Here is a 24,589-nt window from a genome sequence, read left to right as displayed (position 1 = left end):
AAGTTAGAGAGTTAAAGAGTTTAGGAGTTAGAGCGTTAAAATTATCGAATGGCTGCTTCCATACTTTCTACGGGAGCAACCATTCAACAATTTAACAATATAGCAATCAACAATTAATGATGCACCGTTGCGGCTCCGGCCCCACGTGGAACGCGGATATCCTCTACCAGGTCCTGGATATGAGCTGGCGGCGGCGGCGTCATTCTGGATATCACCGAAGAAACCACGAAGTTGAGCAACATGCCCAGCGTACCGATGCCTTCAGGCGAAATGCCGAACCACCAGTTCTCGGGCAGGTTGGCCTCTGGGTTAATAAACTTGAAGTAAGAGATGTAGGAGATGGTAAAGGCCAGGCCAACAACCATACCCCAAATGGCTCCCTGCTTGTTCATGCGGGTGGAGAAGATACCCATGATGATGACCGGGAAGAACGAGGCCGCTGCCAGGCCGAAGGCGAAGGCCACCACCTCGGCCACAAAGCCCGGCGGGTTGATGCCAAAATAACCTGCCACCACCACAGCTGCCGTAGCCGCCACACGTGCCGCAATCAGCTCGCTTTTTTCAGTGATATCCGGCATAAACGACTTTTTAAGAAGGTCGTGGGAGATAGAGGTAGAGATTACCAGCAACAGACCGGCCGCTGTGGAAAGCGCCGCTGCCAGGCCGCCGGCCGCCACCAGGGCAATCACCCAGTTGGGCAGCCCCGCAATCTCCGGGTTGGCCAGCACCATGATGTCCTTGTCTATGGTCAGCTCGTTTGTGGCGGGGTCTTTCACGTACTGTATGCGCCCGTCGCCGTTCTTGTCGTCTATGGCGATGAGGCTGGTTTTCTGCCAGTTCTGCACCCACTGCGGCATCTCCGCAATAGAGCGGTTGCTGATGTTGTTGAGCATGTTATAGCGGCCAAAGGCCCCAATGGCGGGAGCCGTAGTGTACAGGATGGCGATAAACACCAGCGCGTAGCCCGCCGATTTGCGTGCATCTTTTACCTTGGGCACGGTAAAGAAACGCACGATCACGTGCGGCAACCCGGCCGTACCCACCATCAGGGCTGCCGTGATAAAAAAGACGTCTATAGTTGACTTGGTACCGTCGGTGTAAGGCGCAAAGCCCAACTCGGTCAGCATACCGTCGAGCTTCGCCAGCAGCGGCGTGCCGTCAGCCACATCACCGCCCAGGCCCAGCTGCGGGATCGGGTTGCCCGTAAGCATGATGGAGATAAAGATGGCAGGCACCATGTAGGCGAAGATCAGCACGCAGTACTGCGCCACCTGGGTATACGTGATGCCTTTCATGCCACCTAATACCGCATAAAACAGCACGATGATCATACCGATGATGACGCCTGTCTCAATTTGCACCTCCAGGAAACGGGAGAACACAATGCCCACCCCGCGCATCTGGCCGGCCACATAGGTAAAGGATATAAAGATGGCACAGACCACAGCCACCAGGCGGGCTGTTTTGGAGTAGTAGCGGTCACCCACAAAATCCGGCACGGTAAACTTACCGAACTTGCGCAGGTAGGGTGCCAGCAGCAGGGCCAGCAGCACATAGCCTCCGGTCCAGCCCATCAGGTATACAGAGCCGTCGTAGCCCATAAACGAGATGAGGCCGGCCATGGAAATGAAGGAGGCCGCGCTCATCCAGTCGGCGGCGGTGGCCATGCCGTTTGCCAGCGGGCTTACGCCGCCCCCGGCCACGTAGAATTCTTTGGTAGATCCGGCCCGCGACCAAATGGCGATGCCGATGTAGAGGGCAAACGTAAGGCCCACGATCAGGTATGTCCAAGCTAAGATGCTCATGGTGTTTTCGGTTTTAAGGTGAGACAGTGTTAATCCTCGTGCACGTCAAATTCCCGGTCGAGCCTGTTCATCAGCCATACATAGATGAAGATGATCAGCACGAAAAAGTAGATAGAACCCTGCTGCGCAAACCAGAAACCCAGCTTAAAGCCGCCCAGCATAAACTGGTTGAGCTCATCTACTAGCAGAATCCCGAAGAGGTACGACACCGCGAACCACAGCCCGAGCAGCGTGAGCAGGATGCGCAGGTTCCGCTTCCAGTACTCCTGCATTTTTTGTCTGTTATTTTCCATTGGTAAAAGAGGTTAGATATTAAGGTGGATGATGTTAGAGGTAGATCATAGCCTGCAGCGTGACCTCAGGCCTGTATTTCAGGTTGTTGATGTTCGTGAAATCGGGGCGGTTGCGGTAGTTCAGCGTGATTTTGGCATGGTGCGCCTCCAGCAACAGGTTCGCCCCCACGTCCAGCACCTTTACCGACTGCTTGTCTCCGCTGCTATCGCGCAACCCATCAAACCGGCCATAGTTGAAAGCGGCGTAGGGCTGCAGGCGCGCCTCCTCCCCGAGTGTGCTCTTAGGCAGCAGGTACCCCAGCTCTGCGTAGCCCATGTTGCCCGTGCCCATGGTCGGGAAAGCGTTTCCGCGCAGCCCCCCGCCCTCTGTGGCAGGGTTCAGTATGCCGATGCTGCGCACGTTGTTCCGCCCAAAGTCATAGTTATAGTACACCGCGTAGGCCGTGAGGGCCGTGCCGCTCTCCTGGTTCAGTGGCATGTCCAGAAAGGCATCTACGCCGAACAGGTCGATGTCCTCTTCCACAATCCTGCTGCCAAGCGCTGTGGCCTCCTCGCGCCACATGCCGTCGCTGTTGTGCATAAAGCCAGCACCGATGTTGAACACGCGCTTTGAGCCCAGGTAAGTGCCTACCATGTATGGCAGCAGGTTAGACTCCTGTTCCCAAAACTGATAGTTGAAGTACCCCTGGTATACTTTCTTGTTGTTGCGCGGATTGTAATTGGCAGCAGGGCCTATGGCCGCGGAGGTGTTGGCCAAAAAGGGATCATTCACGGCCACCCGGTAATCGAGCTTGCCCAGCTTACCCTTGGCATATACACCCAGCATGCGCGCAAACTGGTCTATTGCCTCTATGGTAGGCCAATTGGAGATGGGAGCGTCGTAGGCCAGGAAGTTGAGGGTGCTGGCATTAGATAGGCGCGAAATGCCGTTCCAGTAATGCAGGCCTGCTCCTATGCTCAGGCTATTTTCAAAGACCTTGTATTCTGCCCAGGCGTCGTGCATGAAGAGCTGCGGCTTTTTACCGTCGGTACCCGAGTAGCCCCCGCTCACGGCATTCTGGTTGTTAATGCCGAAATGCGTCAGGATCAGAAACCTGGGGCTAATCTGGGAGTAGAGCAGCACGCGAGAGCGACGCAGGCCTACATCAAAGGTATGGTCTACCTCTTCTCCATTTCTAATGGAGCCTGTGTTGTTTTCGTTGTACCTCACCCATACCTGGTTCCAGGCAATGATGCGAAAATACCTCGAACCGTCCTCGTTCAGGTTCACCTTCAGCCCCGAACCATAAAGGGTGGAGCCCTGTGCCATAGCGCTTCCACCAGAGCAGCAAAGCCCTAGCCCCGCCACTATACTTAGTATCAGTTTTCTCATTGATATTCAGGAATTTTAGGTTAATAGTAGAAAGGACAGCTGTTCCCTGAATCTTTGATCTATTTTATGAGATTGCTACAGAAAAAGTGTTAGAAGGTGTACTTTTTTGCTGAATTGATATAGCTGCCGATTGAAGGTAGTTTATAGGTGAAATTTGCTCTGTTTTGTGGCTTGTTTTAGATGGGTAAACCTTGTAGTTGTATGAGGCTGCCACTCTGGCGCTAGCCTCCGCTTATGCCTGCGCTTAGCCGCTGCTTTCTGCAACTGGACACAAGTTATCCTTATTAGCTGCTGCTCATCCATGGCCTTACATCCAACATGTTTCATTTCTGGCTTTGGTGCTCTCTAGCCCGAGAGGGCTCGTCCTCGGGCATCGCGCTGTGTTCCCTCCTGCGCCAGGGCGCTGCCACTAGCGTGGCACCGGATCTCACAAGGCGCTCAACCCAAGGACTGGGAACAGCTTTCGATAGCTAAGGCTAACGGAGCTGGAACCGAGTTCTCTCCCCTGTCTTTAAGGGAGAGTTGGGAAGTGGTAGCCCCTCCAGGGAGGCGTAGGATAATCGTTCACTTATTCCCCTCTTGGGAGGGGCAGGGGTGGTTGAATCCGGCACAGCTGAAGTCCTCCCCTGAACTAGCCAAAACGCGAAGCGAGCGAGCGTGGCCCTGAGGAGTGGGTTTACATTGAGTAGCCGCAGCTCTGCCAGTGTTGTTCTTCCAGGAGGACAAGGGGAAAAGCAGGGATAGTTTCTTTGGCAAAAAGACAGGCGCGGTGGAAGGCGGCAGCTCCCGGCCTACTCCTTAAACCGCTTCCACTTGATCATCATATACTTGTCGCCGAGCTCGGTGATCATCATACCAGCCCCTTTCAGGTTGCCACTCTTTTTCAGGTGCTCCACCAACTCGGCGTGGTTCAGGATTTTATAGGTAGGATGGTACTCCGTTTGCTCCGGGGCCTTTATCTTATACTTGCGCACCCAGTTCATTACCGTCACATGGCTGATGCCCAGTATACGCTCTATCTCCCGGTAACTGATGCCCTCGATGTATAGCTGCAGTGCTTTGGTGACATAATAGCTGTCGATGTTCTTCCCAATTTTGTTTACTGTAAAATAATAGCCGCACTTTTTACAGCGGTAACGCTGCCTGTCATTCACAATGCCACTCTTTACGACTTCTAGGCTTTCACAGCGGGGGCAAACCGGGTGCTTCACAGGCTAACAAATTTTAGTGAGTAAACACTTAACTATAACAAGTTAGCATATATATACTAAATTAGCAAAATAAACCAGTATATACCTCGCAAGGTATATTTTTAGTGTTCAGCGGTTTACAAGCTAGCATCCCAATAACATCCCAATCCTCTCTTAAAATAAGCTTATTTCCCTTACATATCCCGCACCGACACAATCACCTTGTCATACTTACCTGTATTGTTCAGGAAATCACTTATTTTCAATGCTACCTCTTCCGGTGAGGCTAACTCGTTATTGGACTTGTACTGCCTGAACTTCTCAACCGTACTGAAGCGGCTCGCGTCGCTCTGCCGTATCTGGCCCTGCATGTTTGTATCCACCACCCCTGGCGAGAGCGCGTATATTTTTGTGCCCGTTCCGCGCTTGTCCTGCTCCAGCTGCACCGCCTGCGAAAGCATGTCAATAGCTGCCTTGGAGGCACAGTAGCTCGCCCAGCCATCCACCGGATATTTGCCCGCGCCGGAGCTGATGTTCACCACCACCTTCTGCGCCTGCTGGTCCCGGTATACTTCCAGAAAGGTGTTCATCAGCATGGCCGGCACGATCACGTTCACATCAAACACGAACTCAAAACGCTCGTTGGGCATGCCCTCTCCTACATACCCAATGTCGCCCAATACGCCGGCGTTATTTATTAGCACCAGTTTCTCCGCATCCGGGTAAGGCAGGAATATCTTCTGCAGATTGTGCTCCACGGCAGGGATATCGGAGAAGTCGAGGGGCTGGTGGCGGTAGTTGGGGTGCTTGATGCTGCAGCTGCGCGATACACCCACCACACGGTTGCTCTCGTCTTTCAGTAGTTCCTCGGCCAGTGCCTTACCAATGCCTTTGCTGGCCCCAGTGATGATGTAAATGTTCAAAATTAGAAAGTTAGAAGGTTAATTTAGCAAGGTTGGAGTTTAAGGTACGGAAATAACGGTGGTAAAGATTGCCTCACCGCAGCCAATGAAGCAAAGTATAAAATCCCTGCCAAAGCAAAAAGCCAGTGCCCCTGCCTCTGCAGGAACACTGGCTTTTAAAGTATAGTCAAAGTATAAATCTGTGTAAAAGCGAGTCTGGAGACTCGCGGCACACTGGGCGGCACCGGTTGGATACCGGCGCCAGTTGCGCCTCTCACGCGAATCTAAGATTCGCTTTTATACTTGGGCACAGAAGCAACTGCTTCCAGACCAGGCACACTTTATACTTTCTACCTCCCAAACTCTCTAACTACAGAATATACTGGCTCAGGTCGCGGTTTTTCACCATGCCCGACAGCTTTTCCTGCACCATCTCGCGGGTAACCAGGATATGGGCATTGGCGCCGATCTTGTCCGGCACGTCGAAGAGGATGTCGTTAAGCAGGCGGCTCATGACCGTATGCAGGCGGCGCGCGCCGATGTTCTCCACTTCCGTGTTTACCTCGTAGGCAATGGAGGCGATCTCATCCAGCGCCTCGTCGTTAAAGGTCAAATCCACATCCTCAGCCGATAGCAGCGCCTCATACTGCTTGGTTAGGGCGTTTTTCGGGAACTTCAGGATCTGGTAGAAATCATCCTTCGTCAGGCTATCCAATTCTACACGTATCGGGAAACGCCCCTGCAACTCCGGAATCAGGTCGGATGGCTTGGCTACGTGAAACGCACCGGCGGCGATGAACAGGATGTGGTCTGTGTTGATGATGCCATACTTGGTATTCACCGTGGAACCCTCCACAATTGGCAGCAGGTCGCGCTGCACGCCCTCGCGGCTCACGTCTGGACCGCTGCCTTTCTTGCTGGAGCTCGCTACTTTGTCAATCTCGTCGATAAAGATCACACCCGAGTTCTCTGCCTTAAAGATGGCCTCTTCTTTCACCTCGTCCATGTCGATCAGCTTAGACGCCTCTTCTTCCAGCAAAATCTTGCGCGCCTCGGCAATGCTTACTTTGCGCTTCTTGGTCTTTTTAGGCATCATGCCGCTGATCATCTCCTGGATGTTCATCATGGAGGCCTCATCCATGCCCGGGCCCATCACGCCCATACCTGGCATAGCACTCTGCTGTACCTTGATCTCGATCTTGCGGTCCTCCAGCTCCCCGTTGCGGATCTTTTCGCGGAACTTCTCGCGGGTGCGCTCGTTCAACTCGTAGTCATTTTCCGGTATGGCATTCGGATCGGACGTGGAGGCATAGCCCGGCGTGGCGCGGCCCTGGATCGGCGGAATCAGCGCATCCAGGATGATGTCCTCCACCACCTCGGCGGCTTTCTGCTTCACCTCCTCCTTTTTCTTCTGCTTCACCATGTTCACCGACTGCTCCACCAGGTCGCGCACCATGCTTTCCACGTCGCGGCCCACGTAGCCCACTTCGGTAAACTTAGAGGCCTCCACCTTGGTGAAAGGCGCATCGGCGATCTTAGCCAGACGGCGCGCAATCTCTGTCTTACCCACGCCTGTCGCCCCGATCATCAGGATGTTGTTCGGCACAATATCGCTTTGGATGCTTTTATCGGCGTTCATGCGGCGCCAGCGGTTGCGCAGCGCGATGGCCACGTTCCGTTTAGCGTCTTTCTGCCCTATGATGTATTTATCCAGCTCCGCCACAATCTGGGCGGGCGTTAACGATGCAATATTATCTAACATGTCTTCTTCTTGTGTTTATGAATCAAACCCGGCCTTAAGCTAATACAAGCCGCAGGGCCGTTTGGTTATTAACTGCTTTTCTTTTTGAGGAAGGTGCCGGTATTGGTGGCGATGGTGACGTAATGCGTGGCGCCCGACGGATGAAAAAAGGCGCTGCCATAGTTCAGTTCAAAGCTCCGCACCCGCAGCATGGCTCCTAATGAGAAGCCTGCCCCGCCTGACTTGCTGTCCAGCCGCAGCTCTTTGCGCCGCAGGTGGTTGTAGCCTGCCCGCAGCTGGAAATTCTTGCTGAACACAAACTCGGCCCCTGCCACAAAATGCCGGGCAATCTTATCTCCCAACTTCTTCTCCTCCTCCACTTCGTTTCCATTGGCATCCAGTTTTCCGGGTGCGTCAGGGTCCAGGTACACAATATCGAACTGGTAAAGCCGGTGCGCTGTGAGCGATAGCCGCACAGGCATGTGCTCCGGTTTATAGCTTACGCCCAGCTGCGCATCCCAGGGCATCTGCTGCCGGTCCGCGTTGGCGAATGGCTTTACCTGATAGCCTACATTCTTAAACGCAAGCCCCACGGTAAAGTCCTTCTCCGGGTGCTGAAATACTGCTCCCGCATCAGCCAGCACTCCCACAGCCTTGTCTCCGGCTATACTGGATACGGCCGCTTTCATGGTAGCGCCAATGGTAAAGGCCTCCACCTCGCGGGCGTGGCTAAGCGCCAACATATAATCGTTCACGTTAAAGGTGCCGATCTCCAAGCCTGTGGCGTCGCGCTGCACAAAGTCACCGTAGTTCAGGTAATTTATACTTGCCGCCCAGCGCCCCAGCTTCTCTGAGTTAAAGGCATACACGGCGTGGCTTTGTCTGATGTCAGCTAAATAGCCTACATAACTCAGGCTCACCTGCCCGTCCATCTCCTCGTTCAGCAGCGCCGGGTTTGCCGTCACCATGTTCACGTCATGGCCTCCTGCCGTTACGTTCACGCCGCCCAAGGCCGCCTGCTTTGCGTTTGTCGGCAGCTCCAGAAACGGAAATCCCCGCTGCCCTCCCACCTGCGCCTGTGCCATGAGCGCAGAGCCCAGCAGTAAGCTAAGTATAAGGGCGGCGGTTTTCATATTCAATTTTGAATGAGCGAATGAGTGATGTAGTGAGCAACTGTTCTAGAGTGCTTGTTACCACTCTCGAGCGCAGTGAGAAATCCGGAGTATTTTGTAACTGTGAAAAGCTTCGGATTTCTCACTGCTTCGCTGGCTCTTTTCGACTCACGTCTCAAGAGTGTTCGAAATGACAGAGCAAATTCGCTCATTCAACATTCAGCTAATCATTCACAACTTTTTCCTCCGTCACCACCAGCTTCAGCGGGTTCTTCACCTTCTCCTTCAACAGGGCGATCTTCACAACCTCGTCCACACGGTCTACATAGTGAATGGTGAGGCCTTTGATGTACTGCTCCGGAATCTCGTTGATGTCCTTTTTATTTTTCTGGCTAAGGATGATATCGGTGATACCAGCGCGCTTGGCAGCCAAAATCTTCTCTTTTATACCTCCAACCGGCAGCACCTTGCCGCGCAGCGTGATCTCCCCCGTCATGGCCAGCCTCGACTTCACCTTGCGCTGTGTAAACACTGAGGCAATGGAAGTAAAGATGGCGATACCGGCCGATGGACCGTCCTTGGGCACGGCTCCCTCCGGGAAGTGGATGTGCAGGTCGTATTGGTCGAACAGGCGGTAGTCGATGTCCAGTAGTTCAGCGTGAGCCTTCAGGTAAGAAATCGCCGTCATAGCGGATTCCTTCATTACATCGCCCAACTGGCCCGACAGCGTGAGCTTGCCCTTGCCACGGCTCAGTATACTTTCGATGAAAAGGATATCACCGCCCACCGAGGTCCAGGCCAGGCCTGTTACCACGCCGGCCGTGTCTATATCCTGATAAATCTCTTTGTCAAAGATCTCAGAGCCCAGTATTTTAGTTACTTCTTCCGGCTTGATGGATATGGCAAACTCCTCCTCCATGGCCTTTTGCTTGGCCGTGTTGCGCACCAACTGCCCTATCTTACGCTCCAGATTCCTAACGCCCGATTCGCGGGTGTAGTCTTCAATCACCTTATGGATGGTGGCTTTCGGTATCTTCACATCCTCCGGCTCCAGCCCGTGCTCGGCTACCTGCTTGGGCACCAGGTGGCGCTTGGCGATCTCGGTTTTCTCCTCCAGGGTATAACCGGTCAGCTCAATGATCTCCATACGGTCGCGCAGGGCGGGCTGTATGGTCTCTAGTGAGTTGGCCGTGGCAATGAACAATACCTTCGACAGGTCATACTCTACGTCCAGGTAATTGTCCATGAACGTATGATTCTGCTCCGGGTCCAGCACCTCCAGCAAAGCCGAAGACGGGTCGCCGCGGAAATCAGAGGCCAGCTTATCGATCTCATCCAGGATGATTACCGGGTTAGAAGAGCCTGTTTTCTTAATCTGGCTGATGATTTTGCCCGGCATGGCGCCCACGTAGGTGCGGCGGTGGCCACGGATCTCTGCCTCGTCGCGCACGCCACCCAAGGACATGCGCACGTAGTTGCGGCCCAGCGCCTTGGCAATAGAGCGGCCCAGTGAGGTTTTACCCACGCCCGGAGGTCCGTACAGGCAAAGTATAGGCGCCTTCATGTCGTTCTTCAGCTTGAGCACGGCCAGGTACTCCAAAATGCGCTCCTTCACCTTCTCCAGGCCATAGTGGTCGGCGTCCAGTATCTTTTTGGTGCGCTTCAGGTTAAAGTTGTCCTTGGTATACTCGCTCCAAGGCAGGTCCAGCAGAAACTCCAGGTAGCTTACCGCCACCGGGTACTCCGCTGCCTGCGGATTCAGGCGGGCCAGCTTGTCAATTTCTTTCTTAAAATGCAGCGCCACCGGCTCAGGCCACTTTTTCTTTTTGGCCCGCTCGCGGAAGCGCTCTATCTCCTGGTCCGGCCCCTCTTGGCCCAACTCATCCTGCAGCACCTTTATCTGCTGGCGCAGGAAGTAGTCCCGCTGCTGCTGATCCAGGTCGGTGTGTACTTTTGTGTGGATCTCCTGCTTCAGCTCCAGCAGCTGTATCTCGCGCAGCATCAGCTCCAGCAGCTGCGTGCCGCGTTCCTTGCCGTCGTTTACCTCCAGCAATGCCTGCTTCTGGGCCACCTCCACGTTCAGGTTGCTCGACAGGAAGTGCGTCAGGAAGCTTGGGCTGTCGATGTTGTCGAGCGCCACCTGCGCCTCCTGCGGAATCTCCGGGTTCAGCTTCAGCATTTTGGCCGCCGCATCCTTCAGCGACTGCAGCAACGCCTTCACCTCCTTGCTTTTCTTATCCATCGGAGCCTCTTCGCACAAACTAACCTTAGCGGCCAGGTACGGTTCCTCCTGCGTTACTTCATCAATCTGAAAGCGGTTTTGGCCTTGTATGATAATGGTCGTGTTGCCGTCCGGCAGCACCAGCATTTTCAGGATTTTGGCCACTGTGCCGACGTTGTACAGGTCTTCCGGCGTTGGATCATCGGAAAGGGTGTTTTTCTGTGCCACCACACCTATCACCTTGCCACTGCTGTGCGACTTGCGCACCAGCTTGACAGACTTTTTGCGGCTCACCGTGATGGGCAGCACCACCCCCGGGAAGAGCACCGTATTGCGGACTGCCAGTATCGGAAGTTCGTCCGGCAAGTCAACTGGTTTTGTATCGTCCTCTATCTCAGCAGTTATAACAGGTATAAGTTCCATGCCGTCGTCGTCCGACGTGCTACTGAGGAGCAGGTTTTGCAGAAAATGCATTAGTGTTTGGTTCATATGTAGATCAGTGCCAAATTGGCAGGAAAACATCATCTTTGCCCCGTTTTTCCTGCTCAGCTGTTATTGTTCAAGTCTTGTGCCAAGGGTGCCAGCATGCTCAATTGTCTGGTTTAGGAGGAGCCCATGGGCCGCCTCAAAAAAATAGCACTTACCCCGAACACCTTTACAATAATATAGCGCAAAATTAATATCTTTGAGCGTTGGGCAAAACCGCATCGCTGATGAAACGCTTGTTCCTGTTGGTATTCTCTCTGCTCACGTTCCTGGCACCTGCGCTGGTGCAGGCACAGCAACTAAAACGTGTGCAGCCCGATAAATTAGCGGAGGCTAAACTGCAGGGCAATAAAACACAGCCAGACCCTGAGTTGCACCTCAATTTCCCCAATTTAAACAAAATCCCTTACTATCACGACCGCAAGAAGCTTTCTCTCATTAACAGGTTGGAGAAACGCAAGCAGTATAACAAGGTTCTTCCGTTGCTGGAAGAGTACGTGCACCATTTCGGGGTGGAGAACTTTTACAAGGATACCCAGCTGCTCTGGCGCCTGGGCCAGTTGCTGGAGCGCCAGGGCAACCTGGAAAAGGCAAAAGCGCTGTACCGCCTCGTGCTCAAGCACCACCGTGCCAATGTGCGCAACGTAAAGTCTTACTACGACTCGCTGGAGCAAAACACCAAGGACTATTACGTGCCGCTGGACTACTACTATGAGCTGGTGGAGTACCGCAAGTCCATTGCCACCTTCAAACCGCCAAAGGGGGTGTACGTGAATATGGGCAATGCCATCAACTCGCCCTACGCCGACTACGGGCCGGCAGTGAACGACGAGAACGAAGTGCTCATCTATACTTCTAAACGCAATGTGGGCGGCCTGCAAAACCGTGTGAACGAGGACCTGTTCTACAGCAAGCAGAATAACGGCTTTTGGGAGGAGGCGCAGTCGTTTGGCAAGCCGATCAACAGCATTTACAACGAGGGCTCTGCCTGCCTGAGCCGCGACGGCAACACCTTATACTTTGCCCGTTGCGAGGCACCCGACAGCTACGGCAACTGCGACCTGTACGTGGCCTCCCGGCAGGAGGACGGCAGCTGGGGCCAGATCAGGAACCTGGGCGCCCGTGTTAACAGCACTGGCTGGGACTCTCAGCCAACTTTGTCGAAGCAGGAGGACACGCTGTATTTTGCCTCCGACCGCCTGGGTGGCTTTGGCCTTTCGGACATCTACTTTACCTACAAGACCAAGTCAGGAGACTGGGCGCCGGCGCAGAACATGGGCCCCGTGATCAACACCCGAGAGAGCGAGGTAAGCCCTTTCCTGCACCCCAAGTTCCAGGTGTTATACTTTAGCTCACGCGGTCAGCTCAACAACTTTGGTGACTTTGACATTTATAAAACTTACCTGGTAAACGGGCAGTGGCAGGAGCCGCGCAACATCGGCCCACTGGTTAACGGCCGGGGCAGCGAGTATTATTTTACCATTGATGCCGATTCCAGGAATCTGTACTACGCCCGCTCCGAGGCCAACGACATCCAGAACCTGGACCTTTACTCCTTTCCGCTGCCCATGGAGGCGCACCCGCTGGCGGTAACGAAGGTGGAGGGCCTGCTGACGGACTCTGTTACCCAAAAGCCGCTCTCTGCGGTAGTCTCGGTAATAGACCTGGACAACGGCATTGAAATATCGAGCAAGTATGTGCGGCCGGATGGCTCTTTTGAGTTCAACCTGATAGACAATACCCGCTACATGATCCTGATCCAGAGCCCTGACTTCTTTACCATTGAGCGGGAGCTGAACCTGAAGGGTGACACCTCCATCGATTTCATGACCTCGGTGATTGACTACAGCATCCCGATGGTGTTCGAGAACATCGAGTTTGAGCCCATGCAGTCGGAGATAACGCCGGATATGGAGCCGATACTGGACGAGGTGGCTTACTTTATGATCGACCACCCAACCTATATGCTGGAGATTGCCGGCCACACCGACAGTGCCGGGGACGCCGAGTTCAACCAGGTGCTCTCGCAGGACCGTGCCGATGCCATAAAGCGTTACATTGAGCGTAAGGTAAACATCGGCGGCGACCGCATTGAGGCCATTGGCTACGGCAGCAGCCAACCAATCCGGGAGGAGGTAACCGAGGAAGACCGCCGCATTAACCGCCGCGTGGAGTTTAAGATTATCAAGCCAAGGAAGTAAAAACTGCTCCTGGAGGATTGCCATACATGGGCCCAAAACCCTAGGTATCCTGCATACCTTATACTTCAAAGACAAGCTATGTTCGAGAGCATTACCTCCGGCTCGCTGCTTTTTGAGCATCTAGGTGCCTCTACCCGCTGGCTATACTACTTTCTGCAGAGCGAGCTTACGGGCAGCAGGCGCAGAAAGTACAGCGAATTTTATGACGGCAGGAGGAACTGGCGATTCTCCAGAAAAACCAAGAATGCCATATACAACAACTTTGTCGGTTTGATATCCCTGATCGCTGTACTTCGCCTCCTGTTATTTTTATCTGAGATGTTTTAAAGTATAAATGGCTTAGCCTCTTTACCCAAACTTGCGTTAGTATGCAGTGATTAAGTAGAACAACATGCCCTTCACTGCTGCACACCCGGCCATTGTACTTCCGCTGCTTCGCCGCCGCTGGCTCTCTGCCACAGCCCTGGTGATAGGCAGCATGGCTCCAGACTTCGAGTATTTCTTCCGCCTCAAGACCCAGAGTGAGATTAGCCACACCCTATCGGGGCTGTTTCTTTTTAACTTGCCGGTAGCCCTGGCGCTTTGCCTGCTATTCCATGCTGTGGTCCGCGACCCGGCCATAGAATACCTGCCTCCATACTTAAAAAAGCGGGCGCTGGCTGTCACGTACCCTGCCAACTGGTACCAGTACCTCCGCAGCAACTGGTTCGCTGTTTCGCTGTCGGCTGTGTTAGGCGCTTTTTCCCATATTTTCTGGGATAGCTTCACGCACGAGGGGCTGTTCTTCGTAAACCTGCTCCCGGGCCTGCTGAACACTGTTTCTATACCAATTATTGATCAGAAGATGACGTTGTACCGGGTGGTGCAGCATGCCAGCACGGCAGTGGGGGCTACTGCTATACTTTGGTACGTGCACCGGTTGCCTCAAAGGCCCCTGACAGAAGACCAAAGGAACTCATGGCCGTGGTTTTGGCTGCTGATTAGTACTGCCGGTTATCTGTTTCTGCTGTTCAACTTAATGGTGCGGAGACACCTGGAGCGAAAGCCCGGGCATATGATCGTGACCCTTATCAGCGGGTGGCTGCTTGCCCTCCTCCTATCCAGCTTCATGACCTGGATACAACAGAAGGCGGCCACTAAAAAAGGCTGAGCCCCTTTGCAGGAACTCAGCCTTTTATACTTTGGCACACTGCCTACCCTACAAAGCCACCTTTTTCTGCGTATCGCCGCGCTGCAGCAGCACACTTTCCGTTTTGCCCTTGTAGTTGATGTTCACGATATTCATCTGATCAGAGAAAAGCTCGGTGAGCACCGCATTCTTCACGTAAAGCTGCGGCAAGCTCTCACGCTTCACCGGCACCTCCAGGTATAGCCACACCACGTCGGCATCCTCCTCCGACCCCTGGAACTTCTGCTGCAGAGGCTTTCCTTTCTCCACCTCCAGCACCAGGTTGGCTGCCAGGTAATCGGTCAGGTATTTCTTCACCTGCTCCGAAGTATGGCTGTATACCACTTTGGCCTTGTTGCGCTGCGACAGGGCATTCTCCAGGTCGTCCATAAACACCTTCACGGCCACCTCCAGGTTCTGGGTGCGTGGGTTAAAGCGTACATCGGCTATGCTGGCGTGGTAGTCGTGGGCTGCCGCCGGCTTCGCCAGCAAGGCGCAGAAAAGCAGCAACAGCAGGAGTTTATACTTCATCAGGGGTAGGTTTAAAATTGGTAAACGGTAGCAAGCACGATACCAGTTCCTGCGGCGGCTTATTTTCTGGCTGTCGGCAGATCAGAGAGCACACGCTTGGCCATGTTCGGCATGCTGTCACGCACGATGCGGTTCACATCGTTGATGTTGGACTCATAAGGCACTTTGATCTTGTTGCCCGACACCAGCTCCCCTTTGCTGTCGTAGATGCTGTAGTGCACGGTAAAATCGCGCTGGTAATTCTGGGCGGCACGGTCGAGGCAGTTCTCGTAGATGGTCTGCACCTCGAACTGGTTGATGAAAACGTAGTAATCGATGCCGTACTGGTTATTAAAGTAGCCAAAGAAGTTCGGGTCCTTCACCGTAACGCCAAAGTGCTTATCTGGGTCCTGCGCCACCGGCAGCACAGCCGGCTCGCCTTTTATGCCTAATTTCCCCTTCTGCTCCTTCACCCAGTTCAGCATGCCCCCTTTGTCTTCCTTGGTGACAGGCTGGTGGTTAAATCGGCTCTGCTTGTTATCGGCGTAGGCGTAGTTCAGCGATTTGTACAGGCGGCTCAGCTCGCTCACGCTGTCGCGGTACACGCCCCCCAGCAAGTGTATGGTTTCGTAACCCTCTGGCGCCATCATGGCGTTTAGGCGGCCACGGAACACGTGGCGCACGTTCTGAAGCGGAATCCTGGATTGGCGCGCAATCTCCATATCAGCGTCGGAGAAGTATAAATGCGGGTCGAAAGGCACGACCAGAATGCGGCTCTTGGTTTTGTATGCGGCCGGCTTGGGGTCTGGCGCCGGATAAGCCGAGGTGCTTTCAGCGGCCTTCTGAACAGTGGCTTTCTGAGCAGGCTTAGCGGCAGGCTTGGGAGCTGGCGCAGGGGCAGCCTTCGCTACCGGAGCGGGCTTGGCAACAGGTTTAGCGGCAGGTGTCTTTGTGGCGGCGATACTTTTTTTCTTGCTGGGGTTGGTCAGGTACAGCGTCTGCCCTATCTGCAGGACATTGTTGTTCCAGGTCTGCAGCGAGTCCAGCGGAATGCCGAAGCGGCGCGAAAGGCTGTAATAGGTATCGCCCTGCTTTACCTGGTACACGCTGTCGCTTTGCGCCGCGACAGCGTGCAGGTTTATATTTTCAGGCCAAGCGGCGGGTGCTGCCTTAGCTTGGTTAAATGCAAATAATAGAAAAAGGATTAAGTTTGCCTGTGCTACTCTCACGATGGAATTCATGGGAAAATCTTGGTTAGAAGATTATCTTAAATACATCGTTAAAGATAGCAAATGCCATTAAGCCTAACAATAAAACCATACCCACTTTCTGGGCATTTTCCAAAAAGTTATCAGATGGCTTGCGGCCGCTGATCATCTCATAGGTCAGAAACACCACATGGCCCCCATCCAGCGCCGGGATCGGCAGGAAGTTCATAAAGGCCAGTACCATAGACAGCATACCTGTGATGCTCCAGAACTTGTACCAGTTAAAGGTATCGCCGAAGATCTGCGCAATACCGATCGGGCCACTCAGGGATTTTGAGGCTGAAACTTCGCCCCGGAAGATCTTGCCGAATCCTTTCAGGTTAGCCGTGATAACGCTGAAGGCCTGGTCTGTGCCCATAGGGATAGACTCCGCCAGGCTATACTGTTTGGTGGCTGTCTGTAGCAGCGGCACCGGCTGAAAACCGATTGTGCCTTCCTCGCTTACTTCTGCCTTCAGCTTCACCAGCTTGTTATTACGTTCCACCGTCATGGTAATGGCCTTGCCCGCGTTGGCCTTCAGCGCCGCCTGAAACTCATGGAAGAACTTCACGCTCTCGCCGTTTACCATCGTGATAAAGTCGCCATCCTGCAGGCCTGCTTTGGCCGCGGCGCTTCCTTTCACCACCTGCCCTACCTGGAACGGCATGCGCGGCTCCACAAAGAACACCTGGTTCTTGTTGTCAGCCAGCTTATCCATTAAATCTACCGGCACTTGCAGGTTTACCAACTGGCCGTTGCGCTCCACGGTGTAGTAAGAGTTGCTGCCCAGCAGGGCATCCATCGAGCGGATATCCTCGAAACGCTCCAGCTCCTTGCCATTCACAGCCACTACCTTGTCGCCGGTCTGGAAGCCGATTTCCTGCCCCAGCTCATTGGCCACTATGCCGTACTTCACCTCTTTCGCCGGGATGTACTGCTCGCCATAGGTATAAGTAAGGGCGATGAAGATAACGATACCCGTGATCACGTTGACGATAATGCCACCCATCATCACAATCAGGCGCTGCCAGGCGGGCTTGGCGCGAAACTCCCACGGCTTCGGCTCCTCCTTCAGGGCTTCCGTGTCCATAGACTCGTCCACCATGCCTGAGATTTTTACAAAGCCTCCCAGCGGGATCAGGCCCAGCATATACTCTGTTTCGCCTATCTTTTTGCCGAAAACCTTTGGCGGAAAGCCAATCGCATACTTCTCCACACGCATTCCGAACCACTTGGCCGTGAGCATGTGCCCCAACTCGTGTAAGCCAACTAAAATTGTGAGGCCCAGTATGAGCTGGCCCACCATGATCAATATATCCATCTAAAAAGAAAATTATCTGTTTATCGTGCTGCCGGGGCAACAGGAAGTTTCGTCTTATTTATTTAGCAGTGAAGCGGCCTTTCTGCGGGCTTCCTCATCTGTAGTAACATAGTCCTCGTAAGAAGGATTCGCAATATACGTAACTTTTGCCATACAGCTTTCGATGATGTCGGACATCTGCAGGAAGCCCACCTCGTCCCGCAGGAAGGCACTGACAACCACCTCATTGGCCGCATTCAGGATGCAGGGCATGTTGCCGCCGCGCTCCATGGCCTCAAAAGCGAGCTGCAGGTTGCGGAAAGTTTCCAGGTCCGGCTGCTCGAAGGTCAGCTGCGGGTAATCCAGGAAGCTGAAACGCGGGAAATCGGACTTGAGGCGCTGCGGGTAGCCCAGTGCATACTGTATCGGCAGCTTCATGTCGGGCAAACCAAGCTGCGCTTTAATAGAGCCATCCTCGAACTGCACCAGCGAGTGAATGATCGACTGCGGGTGCACCACCACCTCTATCTGTTCGTTTCGCAGCCCGAAAAGCCACTTGGCTTCGATCACCTCCAGGCCCTTATTCATCAGGGAGGCGGAGTCGATGGTAATTTTGGCGCCCATGTCCCAGTTGGGGTGCTTGAGGGCCTGCGCCTTGGTCACCTCGGCCAGGTCTGCGGCGGTTCTTCCCCTAAACGGCCCACCGGAGGCGGTAAGTATGATTTTCTCAATCGGATTATGGAACTCCCCGGCCAGGCACTGGAAAATGGCGCTATGCTCTGAGTCCACGGGGTAAATGTTGACCCCATACTCTTTGGCAAGATTGGTGATAAGCTGCCCCGCCACCACCAGCGTCTCCTTATTGGCCAGTGCGATCTGTTTTCCGGCTTTGATGGCATGTATGGTTGGCAGCAGGCCGGCATAGCCTACCATGGCCGTAAGCACCATGTCCACCGTGCCCATTTCGGCCACCGAGCAAAGGGCTTTGCTGCCGGCGTATACTTTGATATCCTCGTGCTGCAGCGCCTGACGCACTTGCTCGTACAGGTCTTCGCGGGCGATGACGACAACGTTGGGTTTAAACTCCAAGGCCTGCTGCACGAGCAGGTCGGCATTGCTGTGGGCGGTGATCACCTCCAGCTCAAAGCTTTCCGGGTTCGCTCGGATCACATCCAGCGCCTGCACGCCGATGGAGCCTGTGGAGCCAAGTATGGCTATTCTCTTCATTGTATGTTTTTAGCTTGAAGCACCTTTAGCAGATGCTCACTTTATCCTTTGCTTCTCTGATTATGTCCTGCGGCTCTGTGTCCTGCTGTTCCGGGCACCTTTGTCCGGAGCCTTCGCTGCTGCAGGCTTCCAGATGCGCGTTTGTCATTCTCTCCTCCGCTGGCGCTAGTTTGCAACCCGTGTCCTCCTATACTTTTGAATCTGTGATTAGAGTGACTTAAAAAGCCATGCTTGCTTCTGCCATACATCATAGCTGCGCTTTTCCCTTCACTGGCGCAAGCGTCCGCTTGTGCCTCCATTAGCCCCTGCCCCCTGCAACTGGAACCAAGCTATCTTTTCTAGCTGCTGTTCATCCTCCAGACTTACGAGCGACTCGTTTTACCTCTGGTTTTGGCTCCCTTCAGGCTGGGAGGCCTCGTCCTGGGGGTAGGGGGCCCTCGATAAGGGCATCACGCTGTGTTCCCTCCTGCACCAGGGCGCTAAACCCAAAGACTGGGATCAGATTCGGTAGCCGCTGCAGACGGAGCTCGAACTGAGCTCCCCTCCTTGGCTAAGGAGGGGCAGGGGTGGTTGGACCCGATGCTAAATCACGCCCCTTCCTTGCTCACCTCCAGCAGGCCGTCTGCCAGCTTTCGGTCGTTGCTCAGACGCGGCACTTTATTCTGCCCGCCCAACTTGCCCTGCGACTTCATGTATCTTTGAAATGCCCCCTTTGGCAGCGCTGTAAGTTTTAGCTTCTGCAGGATGTTGCCCGTGATCAGATCGTCATAGTAGGAGTTTAGTTGCCGTAGTTGCTTGTCCAGCTCCTCAGCAAACGCATCGGGGCTGTGCGGCTTCTGCGAGAACTCCACCAGCCACTCGTGGTACGAAGCTCCCTGGTCCTGGCTCACAAAGGGGGCCACTGTAAACTCTATCAGCTCGACCTCCTTAAACTTCTGCATCGCCATTTTCATGGCCTTCTCTACCTCCTCGCCTATCACGTGCTCTCCAAAGGCCGAGATATAGTGCTTGATGCGGCCGCTCACGATCAGCTTGTAAGGCTTTACCGAAACGAACTTCACCGTGTCGCCGATGGAATAGCTCCACAGGCCAGCGTTGCTGCTCAGCACCAGGGCATAGTTTACCCCCGGCTCCACCTGGTCAATTGTCAGGCGGGTTGGGTTTGCGCTGAAGTACTCCTCGGCAGGTATAAACTCATAGAAAATACCGGAGTTCAGCAGCAGCAACAAGCCTGGATCAGTTTGGCTGTTCTGGTACGCAAAGAACCCCTCCGACGCCGGGAAAGTCTCTATAGAATCCACCTCCCTGCCAATGGACTCGAACAGCTTTTTGCGGTAGGGCTCAAAATTCACGCCACCGTACACAAACAGGTCAAAATTCGGGAAGATATCCTTTATCTTTTTACCGGTCTGCCGCATCAGCTTGTCAAAATACATCTGCACCCAGGGCGGTATGCCCGAGATGAGTGTCATGTTCTGGTCTATGGTCTCCTCTATCACCTGGTCGAGCTTGGTTTCCCAATCTTCGATACAGTTGGTGCGGTAGCTGGGCAGCTGGTTGGTGCGCAGGTAACCCGGCACGTGGTGGTTGGCAATGCCTGACAGGCGGCCGGTTTTGATGCCGCCCACTTCCTCCAACTCCGGACTGCCCGACAGGAAGATTAGCTTGCCGTCCAGAAAGGCGGATTTACCGGTTTCGTGCACATAGGCCAACAGGGCATCGCGGGCGCCGTTGATGTGGTTGGAGATGGAGTCAGAAGAGATCGGGATATACTTGGTGCCGGAGGTGGTGCCGGAGGTTTTGGCCAGGTAGAGCGGCTTTCCGGGCCACAGCACGTCTTTTTCGCCCTGCTTTACCAGGTTAAAGTAGGAAGCCAGTCCTTCATAGTCGCGCACGGGCACTGCCTTTACAAAATCTGCGTGCGTTTTTATACTTCCGAAGCCATGGTCGCGGCCAAACTTTGTGGCCTGCGCCTTGCTTATTACCTCCTTGAAAATAGCTTGTTGTGCCTCTGCCGGCTGCTCAATCCAGCTTTGGTTTTTCCGGTGCACATAGGCCGCGAAAGGCTTACTCAACAACGCTCTAACACCCATACGTTCAGCTTTAGTAGAAAGTAAAGATAACCAGATAATGCCGCAATGCCACACCTGAAGGCAACATAAGCGCATTTCCTTTAAAATCTGCACCTATCAACCTAAACCAACTTATAGAGTATTAGTTATAGATAAAGCAATTTAAACTATAACCAAACAGTAACTATGAGAAAACACAGAGCAGAAGCCCGCTGGAACAAAGGGCTGAAAAACGGCGAGGGTGAAGTGAAAGCCGGCAACGGGGCTTTCCAGTCGAAGTATACGTACGCCTCCCGCTTCGGCGACAGCAACAGCGGCACTTCGCCCGAGGAACTGATTGGCGCAGCGCACACGGGCTGCTTCTCCATGTTCCTGAGCGGGCTGCTGGAGAAAGAGAACCTGACGCCAGATTATGTGCATACGCAGGCTGTGGTAACCCTTGGCGAGAAAGACGGGGCACCCGCTATCGTTAAAATCGAACTGAGCACCGAGGTGAAGGCAGAGGGGCTGGACGACGACAAGCTGCAGCAGCTGGCGCAGGATGCAAAGAAAGGCTGCCCAGTTTCCAAGGCTTTGGGCGCCGTGCCCGAAATAACCCTGCAGGCCACGCTTAAAGAATAAATTTACTATATTGCGGTGAGGCCGTGCCTGGCCTCCTATGTTTCACGAAAAAATTTTAGAATGGCAGTTTCTGGTAGTAGTGCCCGATCGACGTTGATTGTGCAGCTAAGCCCTACGCGTAACGCAAAACTCTCTTTTACAGTGCAGCTTATTCTTACGCTGTTCTGGTTGGCCTGGGCTGCAATGCTTCTTTTCTCTGCAGAGCGCACGTATGAGCAAAACTACCTATACTATGCCTTCTTCGGCCTGGCCGTTGTTTTCTTTTTTTACGTGATCCTGCAGAACACCTCCATTTTCGGGGTACAGTCATACATAGAGGTTACCCCGCAGTACATTGTGCAGAAGTTTGGGGTGTTCCGTACCAAGCATATTATTCAGATACCGGACATCGCTGCCGTGCATATTACGCCGCTGGCGTTGCGCGTTACGCTGAACGACGGCGAGCAGGTGTACTTGGACTTGAAGCAGGTGCGCAAGAAACGTGACCTGAACCGCATTAAGGACAGAATCCGCGACCTGGCTGACCTGCATCAGTTTGAGCTGACTGATAATATAAGCAACAACGCGTAAGTTAGCACAGGTATAAAAAAAGCGGCGGCCATACTTTGCAAAGTATGGCCGCCGCTTTTTTTATACCTAGTCTATACGTTTAGCCGGCTTTGGACTTAAACTTCTTCTGGAGCTCCTGTATGCTGGCCTTAAATTTCTTGTCGGTGTCGATCAGGTCGGACACAGTCTGCACCGAGTGGATCACGGTACTGTGGTCGCGGCCGCCGAAGTGGTAGCCGATCGACTTGAGCGAGTGGCTGGTGAACTCCTTGGCAAAGTACATGGCCACCTGGCGCGCCGTCACAATCTCTTTCTTACGTGTTTTGGCCTTCAGAGAGTCCAGGCTTACCTGGAAGTACTCGGCCACGGTTTTCTGGATGAAGTCGAGGTTCACCTCGGTCTCCACATCCTCAATGATATGCTTCAGGGCCTGCTTGGCAAGCTCCAGGTCAATCTCCTTGCGGTTCAGCGACGACTGCGCGATCAGCGAGATCAGCACCCCCTCCAGCTCACGCACGTTGGTATCCACGCTGTAAGCCAGGTACTCCACCACGTTGTCCGGAATGTCGATGCCGTCGCTCTGCATCTTCTTGTGGATGATGGCCATGCGCGTCTCGAAGTCCGGGCTTTGCAGGTCGGCCGTCAGGCCCCACTTAAAGCGGGACAGCAGGCGCTCCTCCAGGCCCTTCAGGTCGCGTGGCGGGCAGTCAGAGGTCATCACGATCTGCTTGCCCGACTGGTGCAGGTGGTTAAAGATGTGGAAGAACATCTCCTGCGTCTTCTCCTTGCCGCTCAAAAACTGCACGTCGTCGATGATCAGTATATCCACCAGCAGGTAAAAGTTGGCGAAGTCCTGCACGTTGTTCGTCTTCAGGGACTCGATGAACTGGTTCACGAATTTCTCTGACGACACGTACAGCACGAACTTCTCGGGGTTGCTGTTCTTGATGTTGTTGCCGATGGCCTGCACCAGGTGCGTTTTGCCAAGGCCCACGCCACCATAGATCATGAGCGGGTTAAAGGAGGTAGTGCCCGGCTTGTTGGCCACGGCATAACCCGCCGAGCGGGCCAGGCGGTTACAGTCCCCTTCAATATAATTCTCAAAGGTATAAGCCGGATTCAGCTGCGAGTTCAGGAAGTTGCGGTCTATCGTCTTGGACTCGAACGGGCTCTTGATGAAGTTCTGCTCCGGCCTGTAGGAGTTAACGACTGCCTGCGGAATCTTCTTGGTAGGGATATTAACGGTCTGCGGTTTGCTCGACTCATTGCCCCTGTCCACAATAATAGAATACTCCAGGCGCCCCTCGCTGCCAAGTTCCTGGTAAATGACCTTCTTCAGAAGCTGCACATAGTGCTCCTCCAGCCACTCGTAAAAGAACTGGCTGGGCACTTGTATGGTCAGTACGCTGTCGCGCAGGGACACAGGCTTGATTGGCTCGAACCAAGTCTTAAAACTCTGTTCACCAATGTTTTCCTTTATCACCTGCAGGCAGTTTTGCCACACAGTTGAACAGTCTTTGATCATCCAATTTTCCAAAACTACATAAGATATGTTTGGTGTAACAAACGGCTCCTTTTACTGGCAGGGGGTTACAAATTTGCTCATTAATCTGTAAACAAAAAATTATTTTTTCACGAAGTTGTTACAGGTCCATCCACGGGCAAAAGGGCCGTTCGCACGTCCGTTTTTTGCATTGTTTTTTTGCTGAAACTAAAGTCCAGGCGCCCCAGGAAAATACCTGACCAGCCTACCTGATTCACAAGCGTTTCGTGTCCAGAGGCATGGCGAATCACCGCCGGATGATCCAGGAAGGTATGGGTGTGGCCGCCCAGGATCAGGTCGATGCCTTCTACCTGCCGGGCCAGTGTTACGTCATCGATCTTACCATCCTCATATTTGTAACCCAAGTGTGAAAGGCACACCACCAGGTTACACTGCTGGTTTTGCTGCAGCTCCTGCACCATCTCGCGGGCCGTGGCCACGGGGTCCAGGTATACCGTATCCCTGTAGTTGTTCTGGCTCACCAGCCCCGCCAGCTCTATGCCCAGGCCAAACACGCCTATTTTTATACCTTGCTTCTCAAAGATTTTGTAGGGGGCAAACTGGTTTTTGAGGATAGTTTTGCTGAAGTCGTAGTTGGCGCTCAGGAACGGGAACTCGGCGTACGGCAGCATCTTCTCCAGCCCCTCCAGGCCGTTATCAAAGTCGTGGTTGCCGAGCGTGGCTGCATCATACTTCATCTGGCTCATGAGCTTATACTCCAGCTCACCGCCGAAGAAATTAAAGTAGGGCGTACCCTGCCAGATGTCGCCACAATCGAACAGCAGCACGTTGGGCTGCTCTTTACGGATCTGCTCGACCAGGCTGGCACGACGGGCCATGCCCCCCATGCCGCCATACTTGCGCCCGTCGTCTGGGAACGGGTCGATGCGGGAGTGCTGGTCATTGGTGTGCAGGATAGTGAGGGTTATAGGTTGCGCGGCTTCCGCCGAGAACGGCACGCCCATTAGACTGATACCGGCCGCCCCTACTGCCGTGGTCTTCAGAAAGTCTCTTCTTCTCATTTTTATA

General features: G+C 53.8%; 20 protein-coding genes. 5 read left to right on the top strand and 15 right to left on the bottom strand.

The window, feature by feature from the left end; translation table 11 throughout:
* Positions 1 to 113: 113 nt before the first annotated feature.
* The 8 genes from PXG97_RS12210 to lon form a co-directional block, all read right to left on the bottom strand.
* Complete coding sequence (locus tag PXG97_RS12210; protein ID WP_276498030.1) at positions 114 to 1,805, bottom strand: sodium:solute symporter family protein; 1,692 nt, start codon at positions 1,803 to 1,805, stop codon at positions 114 to 116.
* Positions 1,806 to 1,834: 29 nt separating this feature from the next.
* Positions 1,835 to 2,098, bottom strand: coding sequence for a DUF4212 domain-containing protein (locus PXG97_RS12205; protein ID WP_276498029.1), 264 nt, complete (start codon positions 2,096 to 2,098; stop codon positions 1,835 to 1,837).
* A 34-nt stretch (positions 2,099 to 2,132) separates the two neighbouring features.
* On the bottom strand, positions 2,133 to 3,470 hold the full coding sequence (locus PXG97_RS12200) for a hypothetical protein (RefSeq protein ID WP_276498028.1): 1,338 nt from the start codon (positions 3,468 to 3,470) through the stop codon (positions 2,133 to 2,135).
* A gap of 791 nt (positions 3,471 to 4,261) precedes the next feature.
* A complete protein-coding gene (locus PXG97_RS12195) occupies positions 4,262 to 4,681 on the bottom strand; it encodes an IS1/IS1595 family N-terminal zinc-binding domain-containing protein (protein WP_420851781.1) in 420 nt (139 codons plus the stop codon).
* A 173-nt stretch (positions 4,682 to 4,854) separates the two neighbouring features.
* Positions 4,855 to 5,583, bottom strand: coding sequence for an SDR family NAD(P)-dependent oxidoreductase (locus PXG97_RS12190; RefSeq protein WP_276498026.1), 729 nt, complete (start codon positions 5,581 to 5,583; stop codon positions 4,855 to 4,857).
* 349 nt (positions 5,584 to 5,932) lie between these two features.
* Positions 5,933 to 7,324, bottom strand: a complete 1,392-nt coding sequence (gene hslU, locus PXG97_RS12185; protein WP_276498025.1) for an ATP-dependent protease ATPase subunit HslU — start codon at positions 7,322 to 7,324, stop codon at positions 5,933 to 5,935.
* Between the two features lie 68 nt (positions 7,325 to 7,392).
* Positions 7,393 to 8,436, bottom strand: coding sequence for a type IX secretion system protein PorQ (gene porQ / locus PXG97_RS12180; RefSeq protein ID WP_276498024.1), 1,044 nt, complete (start codon positions 8,434 to 8,436; stop codon positions 7,393 to 7,395).
* A gap of 202 nt (positions 8,437 to 8,638) precedes the next feature.
* Complete coding sequence (gene lon / locus PXG97_RS12175) at positions 8,639 to 11,125, bottom strand: endopeptidase La (RefSeq protein WP_276498023.1); 2,487 nt, start codon at positions 11,123 to 11,125, stop codon at positions 8,639 to 8,641.
* 224 nt (positions 11,126 to 11,349) lie between these two features.
* Between lon and PXG97_RS12170 the strand changes: the two genes are divergently transcribed.
* From PXG97_RS12170 to PXG97_RS12160, 3 genes are all read left to right on the top strand, one after another.
* On the top strand, positions 11,350 to 13,323 hold the full coding sequence (locus tag PXG97_RS12170) for an OmpA family protein (RefSeq protein ID WP_276498022.1): 1,974 nt from the start codon (positions 11,350 to 11,352) through the stop codon (positions 13,321 to 13,323).
* Between the two features lie 78 nt (positions 13,324 to 13,401).
* Positions 13,402 to 13,650 (top strand): hypothetical protein, encoded by a 249-nt coding sequence (locus PXG97_RS12165; protein ID WP_276498021.1) that lies wholly within the window; start codon positions 13,402 to 13,404, stop codon positions 13,648 to 13,650.
* A 64-nt stretch (positions 13,651 to 13,714) separates the two neighbouring features.
* Positions 13,715 to 14,473: a DUF4184 family protein gene (locus tag PXG97_RS12160; RefSeq protein ID WP_276498020.1), complete on the top strand. Its 759-nt coding sequence runs from the start codon at positions 13,715 to 13,717 to the stop codon at positions 14,471 to 14,473.
* A gap of 48 nt (positions 14,474 to 14,521) precedes the next feature.
* Here the strand turns inward: PXG97_RS12160 and PXG97_RS12155 are convergent, their stop codons facing one another.
* The 5 genes from PXG97_RS12155 to PXG97_RS12135 all read right to left on the bottom strand — a co-directional run bounded on the left by PXG97_RS12155 (position 14,522) and on the right by PXG97_RS12135 (position 20,868).
* A complete protein-coding gene (locus tag PXG97_RS12155; RefSeq protein ID WP_276498019.1) occupies positions 14,522 to 15,022 on the bottom strand; it encodes a DUF6702 family protein in 501 nt (166 codons plus the stop codon).
* A 59-nt stretch (positions 15,023 to 15,081) separates the two neighbouring features.
* Positions 15,082 to 16,242, bottom strand: a complete 1,161-nt coding sequence (locus tag PXG97_RS12150; RefSeq protein ID WP_276498018.1) for a LysM peptidoglycan-binding domain-containing protein — start codon at positions 16,240 to 16,242, stop codon at positions 15,082 to 15,084.
* A gap of 13 nt (positions 16,243 to 16,255) precedes the next feature.
* On the bottom strand, positions 16,256 to 17,569 hold the full coding sequence (gene rseP, locus PXG97_RS12145; RefSeq protein WP_276498017.1) for an RIP metalloprotease RseP: 1,314 nt from the start codon (positions 17,567 to 17,569) through the stop codon (positions 16,256 to 16,258).
* Between the two features lie 54 nt (positions 17,570 to 17,623).
* Positions 17,624 to 18,775 (bottom strand): 1-deoxy-D-xylulose-5-phosphate reductoisomerase, encoded by a 1,152-nt coding sequence (locus tag PXG97_RS12140; protein ID WP_276498016.1) that lies wholly within the window; start codon positions 18,773 to 18,775, stop codon positions 17,624 to 17,626.
* Between the two features lie 587 nt (positions 18,776 to 19,362).
* The gene (locus PXG97_RS12135) at positions 19,363 to 20,868 is read right to left on the bottom strand and encodes a GH3 auxin-responsive promoter family protein (protein ID WP_276498015.1); all 1,506 of its coding nucleotides are present in this window, start codon (positions 20,866 to 20,868) and stop codon (positions 19,363 to 19,365) included.
* Positions 20,869 to 21,033: 165 nt separating this feature from the next.
* Between PXG97_RS12135 and PXG97_RS12130 the strand changes: the two genes are divergently transcribed.
* Positions 21,034 to 21,468, top strand: coding sequence for an OsmC family peroxiredoxin (locus PXG97_RS12130; protein ID WP_276498014.1), 435 nt, complete (start codon positions 21,034 to 21,036; stop codon positions 21,466 to 21,468).
* Between the two features lie 141 nt (positions 21,469 to 21,609).
* Positions 21,610 to 22,038, top strand: a complete 429-nt coding sequence (locus tag PXG97_RS12125) for a hypothetical protein (protein WP_276498013.1) — start codon at positions 21,610 to 21,612, stop codon at positions 22,036 to 22,038.
* A 79-nt stretch (positions 22,039 to 22,117) separates the two neighbouring features.
* On the opposite strand, the gene dnaA is transcribed toward PXG97_RS12125, so the two are convergent.
* Both dnaA and PXG97_RS12115 read right to left on the bottom strand, forming a co-directional pair.
* Positions 22,118 to 23,542 carry a chromosomal replication initiator protein DnaA gene (dnaA, locus tag PXG97_RS12120; protein ID WP_276498268.1) on the bottom strand — a complete coding sequence of 475 codons (1,425 nt, stop codon included), beginning with the start codon at positions 23,540 to 23,542 and terminating at the stop codon, positions 22,118 to 22,120.
* A gap of 107 nt (positions 23,543 to 23,649) precedes the next feature.
* Positions 23,650 to 24,582, bottom strand: coding sequence for a bifunctional metallophosphatase/5'-nucleotidase (locus tag PXG97_RS12115; RefSeq protein ID WP_276498012.1), 933 nt, complete (start codon positions 24,580 to 24,582; stop codon positions 23,650 to 23,652).
* Positions 24,583 to 24,589: the final 7 nt, after the last annotated feature.

The sequence above is a fragment of the Pontibacter litorisediminis genome (assembly GCF_029360645.1).
GTDB classification, from domain to species: domain Bacteria; phylum Bacteroidota; class Bacteroidia; order Cytophagales; family Hymenobacteraceae; genus Pontibacter; species Pontibacter litorisediminis.
The sequence above is the reverse complement of the archived record's forward strand: the minus strand, read 5'-3'. Positions and strand labels throughout refer to the sequence as shown.

Excerpts from the sequence above, each read along its gene's own strand:
- PXG97_RS12210 (WP_276498030.1), bottom strand. The coding sequence starts at position 1,805 with ATGAGCATCTTAGCTTGGACATACCTGATCGTGGGCCTTACGTTTGCC.
- PXG97_RS12205 (WP_276498029.1), bottom strand. The coding sequence starts at position 2,098 with ATGGAAAATAACAGACAAAAAATGCAGGAGTACTGGAAGCGGAACCTG.
- PXG97_RS12200 (WP_276498028.1), bottom strand. The coding sequence starts at position 3,470 with ATGAGAAAACTGATACTAAGTATAGTGGCGGGGCTAGGGCTTTGCTGC.
- hslU (WP_276498025.1), bottom strand. The coding sequence starts at position 7,324 with ATGTTAGATAATATTGCATCGTTAACGCCCGCCCAGATTGTGGCGGAG.
- porQ (WP_276498024.1), bottom strand. The coding sequence starts at position 8,436 with ATGAAAACCGCCGCCCTTATACTTAGCTTACTGCTGGGCTCTGCGCTC.
- lon (WP_276498023.1), bottom strand. The coding sequence starts at position 11,125 with ATGAACCAAACACTAATGCATTTTCTGCAAAACCTGCTCCTCAGTAGC.
- PXG97_RS12170 (WP_276498022.1), top strand. The coding sequence starts at position 11,350 with ATGAAACGCTTGTTCCTGTTGGTATTCTCTCTGCTCACGTTCCTGGCA.
- PXG97_RS12165 (WP_276498021.1), top strand. The coding sequence starts at position 13,402 with ATGTTCGAGAGCATTACCTCCGGCTCGCTGCTTTTTGAGCATCTAGGT.
- PXG97_RS12160 (WP_276498020.1), top strand. The coding sequence starts at position 13,715 with ATGCCCTTCACTGCTGCACACCCGGCCATTGTACTTCCGCTGCTTCGC.
- PXG97_RS12155 (WP_276498019.1), bottom strand. The coding sequence starts at position 15,022 with ATGAAGTATAAACTCCTGCTGTTGCTGCTTTTCTGCGCCTTGCTGGCG.
- PXG97_RS12150 (WP_276498018.1), bottom strand. The coding sequence starts at position 16,242 with ATGAATTCCATCGTGAGAGTAGCACAGGCAAACTTAATCCTTTTTCTA.
- rseP (WP_276498017.1), bottom strand. The coding sequence starts at position 17,569 with ATGGATATATTGATCATGGTGGGCCAGCTCATACTGGGCCTCACAATT.
- PXG97_RS12140 (WP_276498016.1), bottom strand. The coding sequence starts at position 18,775 with ATGAAGAGAATAGCCATACTTGGCTCCACAGGCTCCATCGGCGTGCAG.
- PXG97_RS12135 (WP_276498015.1), bottom strand. The coding sequence starts at position 20,868 with ATGGGTGTTAGAGCGTTGTTGAGTAAGCCTTTCGCGGCCTATGTGCAC.
- PXG97_RS12130 (WP_276498014.1), top strand. The coding sequence starts at position 21,034 with ATGAGAAAACACAGAGCAGAAGCCCGCTGGAACAAAGGGCTGAAAAAC.
- dnaA (WP_276498268.1), bottom strand. The coding sequence starts at position 23,542 with ATGATCAAAGACTGTTCAACTGTGTGGCAAAACTGCCTGCAGGTGATA.
- PXG97_RS12115 (WP_276498012.1), bottom strand. The coding sequence starts at position 24,582 with ATGAGAAGAAGAGACTTTCTGAAGACCACGGCAGTAGGGGCGGCCGGT.